Source organism: Flavobacterium sp. LAR06, assembly GCF_041946075.1.
GTDB lineage: Bacteria > Bacteroidota > Bacteroidia > Flavobacteriales > Flavobacteriaceae > Flavobacterium.
In genome coordinates, this window is sequence record NZ_JAUTYT010000006.1 from 79,521 (window position 1) to 93,510 (window position 13,990).

12 protein-coding genes are annotated in these 13,990 nt (G+C 33.6%); 2 read left to right on the forward strand and 10 right to left on the reverse strand.

Annotated features, from left to right (window positions below; all coding sequences use genetic code 11):
* Window positions 1-83: 83 nt before the first annotated feature.
* The 4 genes from secA to Q7C23_RS10185 all read right to left on the reverse strand — a co-directional run bounded on the left by secA (window position 84) and on the right by Q7C23_RS10185 (window position 5,296).
* Entirely contained in the window at window positions 84-3,425 is a 3,342-nt protein-coding gene (gene secA / locus Q7C23_RS10170) for a preprotein translocase subunit SecA (protein ID WP_375032420.1), read from the reverse strand.
* Between the two features lie 89 nt (window positions 3,426-3,514).
* A complete protein-coding gene (locus Q7C23_RS10175) occupies window positions 3,515-3,736 on the reverse strand; it encodes a DUF2795 domain-containing protein (RefSeq protein WP_007138072.1) in 222 nt (73 codons plus the stop codon).
* 173 nt (window positions 3,737-3,909) lie between these two features.
* Window positions 3,910-4,479: a cob(I)yrinic acid a,c-diamide adenosyltransferase gene (locus Q7C23_RS10180; protein ID WP_375032421.1), complete on the reverse strand. Its 570-nt coding sequence runs from the start codon at window positions 4,477-4,479 to the stop codon at window positions 3,910-3,912.
* 130 nt (window positions 4,480-4,609) lie between these two features.
* Window positions 4,610-5,296: an ABC transporter ATP-binding protein gene (locus tag Q7C23_RS10185; RefSeq protein WP_375032422.1), complete on the reverse strand. Its 687-nt coding sequence runs from the start codon at window positions 5,294-5,296 to the stop codon at window positions 4,610-4,612.
* Window positions 5,297-5,602: 306 nt separating this feature from the next.
* Here Q7C23_RS10185 and Q7C23_RS10190 point away from each other — a divergent pair, with 306 nt between their 5' ends.
* Window positions 5,603-6,262 carry a DUF6565 domain-containing protein gene (locus Q7C23_RS10190; protein ID WP_375032423.1) on the forward strand — a complete coding sequence of 220 codons (660 nt, stop codon included), beginning with the start codon at window positions 5,603-5,605 and terminating at the stop codon, window positions 6,260-6,262.
* 58 nt (window positions 6,263-6,320) lie between these two features.
* Here the strand turns inward: Q7C23_RS10190 and Q7C23_RS10195 are convergent, their stop codons facing one another.
* The 5 genes from Q7C23_RS10195 to Q7C23_RS10215 all read right to left on the reverse strand — a co-directional run bounded on the left by Q7C23_RS10195 (window position 6,321) and on the right by Q7C23_RS10215 (window position 11,533).
* Window positions 6,321-7,100 (reverse strand): O-methyltransferase, encoded by a 780-nt coding sequence (locus Q7C23_RS10195; RefSeq protein WP_375032424.1) that lies wholly within the window; start codon window positions 7,098-7,100, stop codon window positions 6,321-6,323.
* Between the two features lie 110 nt (window positions 7,101-7,210).
* Window positions 7,211-7,753: a hypothetical protein gene (locus Q7C23_RS10200; RefSeq protein WP_375032425.1), complete on the reverse strand. Its 543-nt coding sequence runs from the start codon at window positions 7,751-7,753 to the stop codon at window positions 7,211-7,213.
* Window positions 7,754-8,004: 251 nt separating this feature from the next.
* Entirely contained in the window at window positions 8,005-8,466 is a 462-nt protein-coding gene (locus Q7C23_RS10205; RefSeq protein ID WP_375032426.1) for an FKBP-type peptidyl-prolyl cis-trans isomerase, read from the reverse strand.
* Between the two features lie 145 nt (window positions 8,467-8,611).
* Window positions 8,612-10,474: an ABC-F family ATP-binding cassette domain-containing protein gene (locus Q7C23_RS10210; RefSeq protein ID WP_375032427.1), complete on the reverse strand. Its 1,863-nt coding sequence runs from the start codon at window positions 10,472-10,474 to the stop codon at window positions 8,612-8,614.
* Window positions 10,475-10,567: 93 nt separating this feature from the next.
* A complete protein-coding gene (locus Q7C23_RS10215; protein ID WP_375032428.1) occupies window positions 10,568-11,533 on the reverse strand; it encodes a T9SS C-terminal target domain-containing protein in 966 nt (321 codons plus the stop codon).
* Between the two features lie 171 nt (window positions 11,534-11,704).
* On the opposite strand from Q7C23_RS10215, the gene Q7C23_RS10220 reads away from it, so the two are divergent.
* The gene (locus Q7C23_RS10220) at window positions 11,705-13,123 is read left to right on the forward strand and encodes an undecaprenyl-phosphate glucose phosphotransferase (RefSeq protein ID WP_375032429.1); all 1,419 of its coding nucleotides are present in this window, start codon (window positions 11,705-11,707) and stop codon (window positions 13,121-13,123) included.
* 9 nt (window positions 13,124-13,132) lie between these two features.
* Here the strand turns inward: Q7C23_RS10220 and Q7C23_RS10225 are convergent, their stop codons facing one another.
* Window positions 13,133-13,870, reverse strand: a complete 738-nt coding sequence (locus Q7C23_RS10225; RefSeq protein WP_375032430.1) for a tyrosine-protein phosphatase — start codon at window positions 13,868-13,870, stop codon at window positions 13,133-13,135.
* Window positions 13,871-13,990: the final 120 nt, after the last annotated feature.

A 13,990-nucleotide genomic window follows, 5' to 3' on the forward strand; every position in this document is an offset into this window, starting at 1 on the left:
AAAATCCGCAATTACAAAGTAGTTGCGGATTCTCGATTTGACAAACCCGACAGGTTTTTAAAACCTGTCGGGTTTAAATAGTATTATTTAACAAGTACCCAAGCGCCAGAAGCGATTAAAGTCTCTGCTTTTTTAAATTTCATTTCTTCAGTTTTACCTGTTGCAACTTCCTGAACTGTTACAGTATCATTACGGTTGATTTTTGGCATATCTCTCACAATTGTTTCAGTAACCTGACGTTGTTGTGTTTCTCCAGCTTCGCGGTTGATGTCTTCGCTGTTTGGAATTTCATCTTTGCTTAATTTGAAGTTTTCTTTCTGGCGAACTTCTCTTGCTTCGTGAATTTCAGGAACGTTTTGAGCTGGTAAATCACCTTTGAATAAGAATGAAATAACATCTTTGTTAACGGTATCCAACATTCCTCTAAACAAGTTGAAAGCTTCTAATTTGTAAATAAGCAATGGATCTTTTTGTTCGTGAACGGCTAATTGAACAGATTGCTTCAATTCGTCCATTTTACGTAAGTGTTTTTTCCATGCCTCATCAACAATAGAAAGAGTGATGTTTTTCTCAAAATCAGCAATTAATTGAGCACCTTCACTGTCATATGCTTTTTTCAAGTCAGTTACCACGTTCAAAGTTTTGATTCCGTCAGTAAATGGAACTACGATACGCTCAAAATGATTGTTTGGCTCTTCGTAAACTCCTTTAATGATTGGGAAAGCTTCTCTTGCGCTTCTTTCTGTTTTCTCCGTATAGAAAGCTAAAGTCTCTTTGTATATTTTTCCTGTAATTTCGATATCAGTTAGTTTCTGGAAATCAGCTTCTGAAATTGGAGAAGTGATAGAGAAATAACGAATTAAATCGAACTCAAAATTTTTGAAATCGTTAGCAGGTTTAGTTTGACTTACAATTAATTCGCAAGTATCATAAAGCATATTAGCGATATCCAGTTTCAAACGCTCACCAAATAAGGCGTGACGACGACGTTTGTAAACTACTTCACGTTGAGAGTTCATAACGTCATCATATTCTAATAAACGTTTACGAACACCAAAGTTGTTTTCTTCTACTTTTTTCTGAGCACGTTCGATAGATTTAGTCATCATAGAATGCTGAATAACTTCACCTTCTTGTAGTCCCATTCTATCCATTACTTTAGCTACTCTTTCAGAACCAAATAAACGCATTAAGTTATCTTCAAGAGAAACGTAGAATTGAGAACTTCCCGGATCTCCCTGACGTCCTGCACGACCACGTAACTGTCTGTCAACACGACGAGAGTCATGACGCTCTGTACCAACGATTGCTAAACCTCCGGCAGCTTTAACTTCTGGAGATAATTTAATATCGGTACCACGACCAGCCATGTTTGTTGCAATGGTTACAACTCCGGCTTTACCTGCTTCTTCTACAATTTGAGCCTCTTGTTTGTGCATTTTCGCATTCAAAACGTTATGTGTAACGCCTCTCATTTTCAACATACGGCTTAATAATTCTGAAATCTCTACAGAAGTTGTTCCAATTAATACTGGTCTTCCTGCATTTGATAATTCGGTAACATCTTCAATTACAGCGTTGAATTTCTCACGTGTAGTTTTGTAGATGTAATCTTCTTTGTCTTGTCTTGAAATCGGACGGTTGGTTGGGATTTCGACAACATCCAATTTATAAATCTGCCATAACTCTCCAGCTTCTGTAACCGCTGTACCTGTCATACCGCCTAATTTGCTGTACATTCTGAAATAATTCTGTAATGTAACAGTTGCAAATGTTTGTGTAGCAGCTTCGATTTTTACATTTTCTTTAGCTTCGATCGCCTGGTGTAATCCGTCAGAATAACGACGACCGTCCATGATACGACCTGTTTGCTCATCGACAATCATAATTTTGTTGTCCATGATAACATATTCTACATCTTTTTCGAATAAGGCGTATGCTTTTAAAAGCTGAGTCAGCGTATGAATACGCTCGCTTTTTACTCCAAAATCCTGGAATAATCTTTCTTTAGCTTCTGCTTCAGCATCTTTATCCAGTTTTTGTTTTTCAATAGCTGCGATTTCTGTTCCAATATCTGGTAAAACGAAGAAATCGGAATCAGTATCTCCAGAAAGGTATTTAATACCATTATCTGTTAATTCCACCTGATTATTTTTTTCTTCAATTACAAAATACAAAGCTTCATCCACTTTATGCATTTCGCGATTGTTATCCTGCATATATTGATTTTCAGTTTTTTGAAGCAATTGTTTAATTCCTTCTTCACTCAAAAATTTAATTAATGCTTTATTTTTAGGTAAACTTCTGTAAGCTCTCAATAATAAGAAACCACCTTCTTTAGTGTTTCCTTCTTTGATTAATTTTTTAGCTTCTGCCAAGAAACCATTTGCTAACTGACGTTGTTGAGAAACCAGGTTTTCAATTTTTGGTTTCAACTCATTAAACTCATGACGATCTCCTTGCGGAACCGGTCCTGAAATAATAAGTGGCGTTCTTGCATCATCAATCAATACAGAATCGACCTCATCGACAATTGCATAGTTGTGTTTTCTTTGTACTAAATCGTTTGGCGAATGCGCCATGTTATCTCTTAAGTAGTCAAAACCAAATTCGTTGTTGGTTCCGTAAGTGATGTCAGCGTCGTATGCTTTTTTTCTTTGTTCTGTACTTGGCTGGTGATTATCAATACAATCAACAGTTAAACCGTGGAATTCGAATAAAGGCGCTTTCCATGTACTATCACGTTTTGCTAAGTAGTCATTCACCGTTACTAAGTGAACACCGTTTCCAGTTAAAGCGTTTAAGTAAAGAGGAAGAGTAGCTACCAAAGTTTTACCTTCTCCCGTTTGCATTTCGGCAACTTTACCTTCGTGCAAAACCATACCACCAATTAACTGAACATCATAATGAATCATGTCCCAGGTAATTTCTTTACCAGCAGCATTCCATTTGTTAGCCCAGGTTGCTTTTTCGCCTTCAATAGTAACGTATGTTTTTGTAGCTGAAAATTCGCGGTCTTTTGGAGTTGCAGTAACTTCAATAAAAGAATTGTCTTTAAAACGACGTGCTGTTTCTTTAACTACAGAGAATGCTTCAGGAAGAATTTCCAATAAAGTTTTCTCTGAGATTTCGTAAGCTTCTTTTTCAAGAGCATCAATAGCATCATAAAGATCTTCTCTTTTGTCGATGTCTTCGATGTTTTCTACTTCCGCTTTAAGCGTAGCAATTTTAGCATCTTTATCAGCTCTGGCTTCTTTTATTCTTTCTTTAAAATATGCGGTTCTGGCTCTCAATTCGTCGTGTGACAAACTCATTAAGCTGGTTTCGAATGTTTTAATTTTGTTTAAATAAGGTTGTAAAGCTTTGACATCTTTCTGTGATTTATCACCTACAAAGACTTTAATAATACTGTTTATGAAACTCATGATTTGTTATATTTCTATTATATGTAAATGTTGTATTTAGAACCAAAAAAAAAGCCTCTGTGATGAGACTTTTTCCTTTGGTTTATTTTTTAATATTCATCCTCATTCCAAAGATAATCTTCGTCTGTTGGATAATCAGGCCAAATTTCTTCCATTGATTCATATATCTCTCCTTCGTCTTCAATTGACTGAAGGTTTTCTACTACTTCTAATGGAGCACCAGCTCTAATAGCATAGTCAATAAGTTCGTCTTTGTTAGCAGGCCATGGCGCATCACTTAAATAAGATGCTAATTCTAATGTCCAATACATCTGTTATCTGTTTAGTTTGTGCAAAAATAAATTTTTTACTGAAAAAGACAAGTAAATTTTGATTTATTTTAATAAAATTTAAGAACGTCTCTTTATATTGCGGTTTTCAGATTGTTGATTTTAGATTTTGGACCTATTAATAATCTAAAATCTGAACTCTAAAATCTAAAATTTTACTTCCTCGGAATCCATTTCACTTCCTCCGCTTTTAAGTCTGAGGACAACTTCCGTGCCAAGACAAAAAGGTAGTCAGAAAGTCGGTTTAAGTACATGATTGCGATTTCAGGAACGTGCTCATTATGACTTAAATGTACTGCCAAACGCTCAGCGCGACGGCATACACAGCGTGCAATGTGACAATATGACACGGTTTGGTGGCCTCCGGGTAAAACAAAATGCGTCATTGGCGGAAGGCTTTCTTCCATTTTATCTATTTCGTTCTCGAGCAACTCAATGTCAGAATCAATGATGCCAAGATTTTTCAATCGAAGCTCGCCGTTTTTTAAAACTTCTTTTTCCTGTGGCGTTGCCAAAATTGCGCCCACCGTAAAAAGACGATCTTGAATTTCAATCAAAATAGTTTTGTAATGCGAATCCATTTCCTGATCACGAATCAATCCTATATAAGAATTCAATTCGTCAACAGTTCCGTAACTGTCAATTCTAATGTGATCTTTAGGAACACGCGTACCCCCAAAAAGAGCCGTTGTTCCTTTATCTCCGGTTTTTGTATATACCTTCATTTTATTTTAGATTGTAGATTTTTGATTTTAGATTAATGATAGGAATCTAAATTTGTTTAATTTATAGATTTAAAATTGCAAAAGTATGGGTAGCACAAGCAATCTAAAATCTAAAATCAGAAATCTAAAATTATTTAGTAGTGTCGCTTTCAATCAAACCATCACGTAAACGAATTACGCGATGTGCATAAGCCGCAATGTCTTCTTCGTGTGTTACCAGAATTACGGTATTTCCCTGTGCGTGAATATCTCCAAAGAGCTTCATGATTTCTACAGAAGTTTTACTGTCTAAGTTTCCTGTTGGTTCATCAGCTAAAATGATGGAAGGTTTGTTAACCAAAGCACGGGCAATGGCAACACGCTGACGTTGACCTCCGGAAAGCTGATTCGGCTGGTGATCCATTCTGTCTGCAAGATTTACTTGTTTTAGAACTTCTACAGCGCGTTCATTTCTGTCAGATTTAGAATAACCTGCATAAATCATAGGTAATGCAACATTATCTAAAGCGGTCGTTCTTGGTAAAAGATTAAAAGTCTGGAATACAAAACCAATTTCTTTATTTCGAATTCCTGCCAATTCATCATCTTTCATTTGGCTGACATCTTTTCCATTTAAAATGTAGTTTCCGGAAGTTGGGGTATCCAGACAGCCTAACAAATTCATTAGAGTTGATTTTCCGGATCCTGATGGTCCCATCAAAGCTACGTATTCTCCTTTGTTGATTTCTAAATCTATTCCTTTTAAAACATAAACGATTTCATTACCAAGTACAAAATCTCGTTTAATGTTAGTTATTTTAATTAATGGATTTGCCATTTCGTATTACAATTTGGTTTTAAAAGTACAAAACACTTTTCAATAAACGATAAGTAGCCTGAAATTGATTTTTGTTACAAGAGAAGATTTTACAGATGATTTACGTTCGTTATATCAAGGATTAAATAAAAAATATTTTAATCAATGAAATACTTGTTATATGATTCTGATTACTTTTTACATAATTCTCATATTTTGCAATTTTTAGTAAATTATTTTTAATAAAATTATTAAATATTTGATTAAAATGTATAATTATTTAAAAATTTAACTATATTTGTATTGTAATATTAAATAATCAGAATTATGAAAAACATACAATTATTATCGGGAATTGCATTAATTGCATTGAGTTTTACATCGTGTAAAGACGAAAAACAAGAAAAGGCTCAGAAAACAATTGATGCTTATGTAACCTACGTTGACTCAGTAAAAAATGTCAAAGCTGATGATTTGAAAGCAGAGTGGGCAGCTGTTGAAGCTGAATATGATAGAAGAGCTGAAAATGCACAGTTAGCACTTGCTGACATTAAAGATAATGCTGCTGAAACCGAAAGGATAAACGCAAGTAAAACAAAGTACGAGGAATTTAAAAATGAAATGACCACCGTTTTTGCCCCACCTGCTCCAAGTCCTAAACAACAATTGCGTAATGCTTTGTTTGGTGAAGGAAAAATTGGAGACGATATGAGTTTTTCTTGGGTAAACGCCCAAAATATTCATAGTGTGTACCAACAATTTGTTCATACAGTTGAGGATAATAAAGATAGTTACTCTCGTGAAGACTGGGATGAGATTAAAGTATTGTATGAAGCACTTGACAACCGAAAAAATACGGTTGAAAAAGAAGGTTTAAGCTCTGAAGACAATAGAAAAATTGCAGGTTTAAAAGTGAAATTTGCTCCAATGTATACTGTCAATAGAATGGGAGCTAAATCTGACGAAAATAAAGAAGCTAAAAAATAAAATTTAAATAAATTGAATTAGTAAAAAAAATGGCAATCAGAAATGGTTGCCATTTTTTTTATGCTCGAATTACAAAATGTTCTTTTTGCTGTTCATATCTGAAAAAGACAAATCCCCATTGAAAAGTATCAATAGTTACGGTCACCTTTGGATGCTTTTTAATAATTTCCCAGGCATCTTCCATTTCTGGAGACCAGTGAATGTCATCCAAAATCCAGACGGAATCATTATCTATAGTTGGTAATAAAAGATCAAAGTAAGCTAATGTTGCTTTTTTTGAATGATTACCGTCGAAATATATTAGATTGTAGATTGTAGATTGTAGATTTTCAGAAATTAGAAAAGATTCGAATTCTGAAATAATACTTTCCACATTTTTACAATCAAATTGATTTAGTTGATTTTTGGCAATATTTGCAGTTTGAGGACAACCTTCTAATGTAATTACATGTGCATTGGTATTACCCAATGTCAGGGCTGAGGTCGCTAAGCCTAATGAAGTTCCTATTTCCAGAATAGTTGAAGGCTTGAAATAATTGGCAACTCTAAATAATAATTCTGATCGTTTTGGAGAAATTCCGGCTGTTGAGGCAATCTTTGAAATTTGTCTTCTGTTTGATTTAAAAACCTTTGAACCGGCACCAAAATCAGTTACCTCAATAAAGTTTTTATTTTGTAATAATGATTTTCGATAGTTTTTCAGAATATCATATTCGGGTTTAAACCTTCGATCGTAAAAACATTTGGTCAGTAAACTAAAAACAAATGGTGAATGTACTCCATGTTCATTTTTGGAGTTCCAAAGAAACTTTAAATAGGCTTTAATTTGAAATAGCATAATCTTATTTGCAAGAGGGGACGAAGATACGAATCAGAAATTGAAATTATTTAATGATAAAAGCCTAATCTTTTTTTAGATTAGGCTTTTATATAAGGCAATTTTGACACTTATCTGTATATGTTTACACCATTATTGGCTTCCCATTGCTGTTTAAAATATTCAGCATCTTCGTTGTTGCGCGGATGAACACCTAAAACAACATGACCGTCCTTAATTCCATTTTCATAAATTTTTGCTCTGTCTTCCGGAATTCCTGATCCTACTAAGGCACCAATTACACCTCCTGCAATTCCTCCTGCACCAGCACCAGCTAATCCTGCCGCCAATGGACCAGCAACAATTAACCCTAAACCAGGAATAACAAGACTGGTTCCTAGTGCAGCAACAACTCCTGCAATTGCTCCAATTGTTCCTCCAATTGCAGAACCTGTTCCGGCACCTTCAGCAGCTTTTGTTCCAAGCTCAGAGTGATCGTCTTTGTCTGAATAATGTTTTTTTCTGGTTTCATCTGACATGATGAGGTTAATTTCATCTTTTGTATAACCTCTTTCGCTTAAAGTATCATATGCTCTTTCTATACTGTCACGGTCTGAAAACATTCCTGTTAAAACCTCTCGTTTTGTTCCGTCGGGATTATGTAAATTTTCCATTTTATATATGTTTTATATGGTGAATTCATTTTCACTTAAACAAAGCTCGGAAAACAGATATAATATTATTTACACAATTTTTTCAAATCATTACATAATGAAATTCAGACTTTTGTAAAGTAGAGGGTGCTTTTATAGTATTAATTTAATTTTAAAGGAAAGAATAGTGCGTTGAGGATGACAAAAAAAGGCCACAATAAAAATATGCTTTATTGTGGCCTTTTATGATGAAAAATAAGATTTTGTCTTAACTAATTTACTGAAATCAATTTCACATCAAAAATAAGAACAGATCCTCCGGGAATACCTCTGTCATCAAAAGGGCCATAACCTAAATGGGAAGGAACAAGCAGAGATCCGCTGCCACCAGTTTTAAAATAGGGAATTCCTTCTCTCCAGCCTTGAATTACCTGATTTAAACCAAAAGATACTCCTTCTGCTTTACTTTGATCAAAAATAGTTCCGTTAGAGTAGTAACCTTTGTAGGCTACTGTTACATTAGAGTTTGCAGTTGGCTGCGCTCCCTCTCCAGGCTCGTTGATGATATAATACAAACCAGAATCAGTTCTTTTTGCTGTTAGTTTATTTTTGGTAATATAATCAACTATTTCTTTTTCGTTTTCAACAGTGTAATCTGTTTTTTTAGGTTCGTCATTAGAATTGCAAGAGATAAAAAGGGTTAAGGCAAGTAATGATGTTACGATGTATTTCATGATATTTTAAAAATGTATTTTTTAATAGGTTAATATAATAAAATGTATTTTTTGTTTCATAGAGATTCACAAAGAAAAAACAAAGATTCACAAAAAAAACTTAGTGTAACTCTGCGTTTTCTTTGTGAATCTCTGTGTAATAACTTTATCCTTCTATTTTAGCTGATAATTCAAACCAACGTTCTTCTTTCTGATCTATTTTGTTGATGATATTTTGTAGTTCATTTGCTTTTTTCTCGATGTCAGCATCAGCTACTTTTCCGTCAGAAAATAATTGTTCGATTTTAGTTTTATCAATTTCTAAATCTTTAATTTCTCTTTCTAGTTTTTGATATTCTTTTTGCTCGTTGAAAGTTAAATTTCCAGTTGGATTATTTTGTTTCCAATCTTTCTTTTCTGCTTTGTTCTCTTCTTTTTGAGCGACATCGGCACTATCTTCATAAGCTCTGAAATCAGAATAATTTCCTGGGAAGCTTTCGATTTCACCTTTTCCTCTAAAAATAAATAAGTGATCTACAATTTTATCCATAAAGTAACGGTCGTGCGAAACTACTAAAAGACATCCTGGATAGTCCAAAAGAAAACTCTCTAAAACATTCAATGTTACAATATCCAGATCGTTTGTTGGCTCATCTAGAATCAGGAAGTTCGGATTCTGAATCAAAACCGTACATAAATACAAACGTTTCAATTCTCCACCGCTTAATTTTTCGACAAAATCATACTGTTTTTTAGCATCAAAAAGAAAACGTTCTAATAATTGTGAAGCCGAAATCATTCTGCCTTTTGCAAGCGGAATAAATTCTCCGTATTCTTTAATAATGTCAATGACGCGCTGATTTGGTTTCGGGTTGATTCCACTTTGCGTATAATAGCCCACTTTTATTGTTTCACCTTTTACAACACGCCCACTGTCCAATGGAAGTGTTCCCGTAAGAAGATTTAAAAAAGTCGATTTTCCAGTCCCGTTTTTTCCAATAATTCCGATACGTTCTCCACGCTGAAAATCAAAACTAAAGTTATCCAGAATAACATGATCCTTGAATTTTTTTGAAATTTTGTGAAGCTCGATAATCTTGCTTCCCATACGTTCCATATTAATTTCAAGTTCTACCTTATTTTCAAGACGGCGACTTTGTGCTTTTTCTTTAATTACATAAAAATCATCCTGACGCGATTTTGATTTAGTAGTTCTCGCTTTTGGCTGACGGCGCATCCACTCTAATTCTTTTACGAATAAGTTTTTTGCTTTGTCAACGCTGGCATTTTCAGAGGCAATTCTTTCTTCCTTTTTTTCCAAGTAATAAGAATAATTTCCTTTGTATTGGTATAGTTTTCCGTTGTCTAATTCAATTATTTCATTACAAACACGCTCTAAAAAGAAACGGTCGTGCGTTACCATAAACAGAGTAATATTTTCTTTGGCAAAATAACTTTCCAGCCATTCGATCATTTCAAGGTCTAAGTGATTGGTTGGCTCATCCAGAATCAATAAATCAGGACGATTGATTAGGATTATGGCCAATGAAAGACGTTTTTTTTGTCCTCCCGAAAGATTTTTTACTTTAAGTTTAAAATCTTCTAGTTTTAATTTAAATAAAATCTGTTTGTATTGCGTTTCAAAGTCCCAGGCATTGTGCTGATCCATTCCGTCAAAGGCTTTTTGATATGCTTCTTCATCGTCTGGGTTTTCAAGCGCTTTTTCGTAGGCTTCGATTATTTTTAGTGTTTCATTATCAGAAGCAAAAATGCTTTCTTCAATGGTTAATTCCTCTTGTAGATTATTATCCTGAGAAAGAAATGCCATTCGGATTCCTTTTCTCAAAACTACCTGACCTGTATCCGGCTCATCCAAACCATTAATAATACTCATAATGGTGGTTTTTCCTGAACCGTTTTTAGCGATAAAAGCGATTTTTTGGTCTTTATTGATTCCGAATGAGATGTTGTCAAAAAGCGTTCTTTCGCCAAAAGACTTCGATATGTTTTCTACAGATAAGTAATTCACTTTGTAAATTATGAGTTATAAATTATAAGTTATGAAGGTTTTACAAAACACAACTTTTTTGCAAAAGTAAACTATTATATCACGATTTGCGAATTATTTATGGAGATAGGAATTCAGAATCGGACTTAAATCAAAATAATGGATTTGCTGACGGACATTCAAAACAGGTTTTCGAACCAAAGCCTCATTGGTTAAATAATAATGCAGCCCATCGTTGGTAGCAATTCCTTCTATTTGATGAAAAGATAGGCCAATGTTAATTCTTCGTTTATTTCCAGACAAAAAATCATGATCTTTAAAATCATATATTAAATATATAAAAGGTTTACCGAGTTTAGAATATCCACAAAGGACAATAAGTTTTTTATCTTCTTGATAAGTGGCGCCTGTAACCAAACCTTTTGTGTCAATTGTTTCTTTAAATTGAGCCGTATGATTTCCGGATTGGTTCGGTAAAACATAAATATTGGTTTTGGATGATTTCCATTGCTTGGTAAACAAATAAATACTGTCTTTGGAAACTGTAAAAGCTTCACAGTCAAAATCGGTATTGTTTGTTTTTTGTGGAGATAAATCAATCTGATCATTATAAGTAAAAGCAATGGTGTCAATAAGAGGATTTCCTTCTAAAAATGATTTTTTTTGTATTTTAAGAATGTTTAAATCAGTTCTGTTTCCCGAGGCATTATTACCAAAATCACCAATATATAAATAAGAGCTGTCCTGCGTGATTTCTTCCCAATCCCGATTTATTACTTTATCCAAAATGATTTTTTTCTGAATTTTCCCTAAAGAATCTAATCCGTAAATCGTTTTGTCGTCATCGTCATTGTGTGTCCATAGTAAGCTGTCAAGATGTATAAGACCTGAGGTTTCTTGGATAGAGTCGCTTAAATGAATTGAATATATAGGTTTTAAACTCAAAGTAAGATATTGGCAGCTTCCGTCATTAATTGTCGCGTTTGGATTATAGTTTTTTGAAAGCGAATCTGTGCAGCCCGAAATTTGAGCGTGTGCTGATGTGATGATCGCGAAGAAAAAGAAGAGTGCTTTTTTCATTATTAAATTCTTTTCAAATACAAAAGTACAAGACAGTATGGAAACATCGGTTTTTTATAACGATACTTCTTATAAATAATTAGATTCAGATAGTTTAAAATATAATTAAAATGTTATTTTGCATCAAAAAACAGAACCAAGGCTTTTGTTTGGCAAAGCCATTCCTGCAAGATGAAAATTATACAAGATTTATCCCATTACCGTTTGTCGCGTTACTCCAAATTGCTATTTGTGCTTTGGGATATTATATTGCTAAATATAGCTTTAGTAGTTTCGGCGTGGGTTCGATTCGGGGATTTGGAGAAACTTTTTTTAAAGGATGAAAAAACAGTTTCGTTATTAGCTAATTTAATTTGGATTGGACTATTACTTACTAAAGATTCACACAGAATAATAAGAATAGAATATATAGAATCCATCTTAAAAAGAACGATTAAAAAAATTGTAATGCATATTGCTATCCTGACTTGTTTTGTCGTTTTTTATAAATATGCAGACATTTCCAGATTGCGATTGTTGTATTTTTACCTGATATTCTTTGTACTGTTATTGATTTCTCGTTACACCTTAATGAAGACTTTAAAATACATTAGGGCTAAAGGTTATAATTTTAAAAAATTCATAATTGTTGGTGCCAATGAAACCGGTGAGCGAATGCGAAAAATACTAGCCAAAAATTTAACTTATGGTTATAAATTTTTAGGTTTTTTTGATGAACAAACGGAAAAATCAGCTAGTGTTTTTACACCACTTTTAGGCGGATTTAATGATGTTGAGGAATTTATATTAAGAGAAGAGGTAGATGAAATTTATGTAGCGTTACATATCAATAATGTTGAAACTATAAATAAATTAGTAAAAATTTGCGAACAAAATATGGTGCGAATTAAGTTTATTCCTGATTTTCAATTGTATACCAAATCAAGTAAAGTTGAGGTTACTTTTTATGAAAACACACCGGTATTGATGTTTCGTCCGGAACCGCTGGAGTTAGCAATAAACAGACTAATTAAAAAAGTTTTTGACATTTGTTTTTCAATAGGAGTTATATTCTTGATATTCCCTTGGTTGTTTCCTATAATAATGCTAATCATTAAACTGGAGTCTGCGGGGCCAGTATTTTTTAAGCAGGATCGATCAGGTAGAGATAATCGATCTTTTACCTGCTACAAGTTTAGAAGTATGTATGTAAATGATTTGGCCCATAAAAAACAAGCAGGAAAAGGCGATCGTCGTATTACTAAATTTGGAGCTTTTATGCGTAAAACCAGTATAGATGAATTGCCTCAGTTTTTTAATGTTTTTTTGGGAGAAATGTCTGTTGTTGGCCCTAGACCTCATATGGTTAACCTTGCCAAAGAATATGGTGAACTCATTGCGAATTATTCAGTTCGCCACTATGCTAAACCTGGAATCACGGGTTGGGCGCAAGTAAACGGATATCGTGGAGAAACCAAAGAGCTGATTGATATGGAGAATAGAGTAGAATACGATATTTGGTATATCGAGAATTGGAGCCTTTTACTCGATATAAAAATTATTGTGAGAACGCTTATAAATGTTTTTAAAGGAGAAGAAAATGCGTATTAATAAATTTCATCAGAATTTAAAAAACTGATTATTTGCGATAACTTCTTTTACTGCACTTATATTTTCAATTTTTATTTTTTGATTGAAGGCAGCAACATGATCGCTATGGTGAATATCGGTCCCAGCGAAATCATACATTCCTTTTTTTAGAAGTTGCTCTGCTATTTTAGTGATTTCACTTCCGTAATATCCAGCTACAGCAAGAAGATTTAATTGAAAAAGGCATCCGGCTTTTTTTAATTTATCATATTCATTGAAGTTTTTATGGTAAAATAAATACCGTTCCGGATGTGCTAGAACCGGAATATACCCCGCAACCTGTAAATCAAAAAGTATTTTATACAATTGTACCGGAGCATTCATATATGACATTTCGACCAAAACGTAATTATCCTTTAAGGTTAGTAGCTTTTCGTTTTGAAAATGGGTTTCAAACCAATCATCCATAAAGTATTCAGCTGCGACCTGAAACGGAATTTGTATGTTACGTTCTTCCAGCGAAAGTTTCGTTTCTTTGTAATTGGTAATAATATCTTCTCTCGAATTATTCCAAATATAATGACTTACATGTGGTGTTGTAATAAACTGAGAGAAACCCATTTCCTGAAAAGATTTGGCAAGCCTTTCTGTGCTCGATATGCTTTTGGCACCGTCATCTATTCCTGGTAATAAATGAGAATGAATATCAATATAATTCCCGCCTAGCAGATCCTTTAAATAAGGTTTTGATTTTAAGAATGAAAACATAGTACAAAAATAAGAATTGCAGATTGCTTTATAGTATTAAAAATGATGATTTTATTATTTACGGATATTATTATTCATATCTAATTTGACATTTAGTCTATTATTCTATATTTGTTACTA

Coding starts and splice junctions, on each gene's coding strand:
- Q7C23_RS10220 (WP_375032429.1), top strand. CDS start 11,705: ATGAAAATTATACAAGATTTATCCCATTACCGTTTGTCGCGTTACTCC.
- Q7C23_RS10185 (WP_375032422.1), bottom strand. CDS start 5,296: ATGGCAAATCCATTAATTAAAATAACTAACATTAAACGAGATTTTGTA.
- secA (WP_375032420.1), bottom strand. CDS start 3,425: ATGAGTTTCATAAACAGTATTATTAAAGTCTTTGTAGGTGATAAATCA.
- Q7C23_RS10225 (WP_375032430.1), bottom strand. CDS start 13,870: ATGTTTTCATTCTTAAAATCAAAACCTTATTTAAAGGATCTGCTAGGC.
- Q7C23_RS10180 (WP_375032421.1), bottom strand. CDS start 4,479: ATGAAGGTATATACAAAAACCGGAGATAAAGGAACAACGGCTCTTTTT.
- Q7C23_RS10205 (WP_375032426.1), bottom strand. CDS start 8,466: ATGAAATACATCGTAACATCATTACTTGCCTTAACCCTTTTTATCTCT.
- Q7C23_RS10195 (WP_375032424.1), bottom strand. CDS start 7,100: ATGCTATTTCAAATTAAAGCCTATTTAAAGTTTCTTTGGAACTCCAAA.
- Q7C23_RS10215 (WP_375032428.1), bottom strand. CDS start 11,533: ATGAAAAAAGCACTCTTCTTTTTCTTCGCGATCATCACATCAGCACAC.
- Q7C23_RS10190 (WP_375032423.1), top strand. CDS start 5,603: ATGAAAAACATACAATTATTATCGGGAATTGCATTAATTGCATTGAGT.
- Q7C23_RS10175 (WP_007138072.1), bottom strand. CDS start 3,736: ATGTATTGGACATTAGAATTAGCATCTTATTTAAGTGATGCGCCATGG.
- Q7C23_RS10200 (WP_375032425.1), bottom strand. CDS start 7,753: ATGGAAAATTTACATAATCCCGACGGAACAAAACGAGAGGTTTTAACA.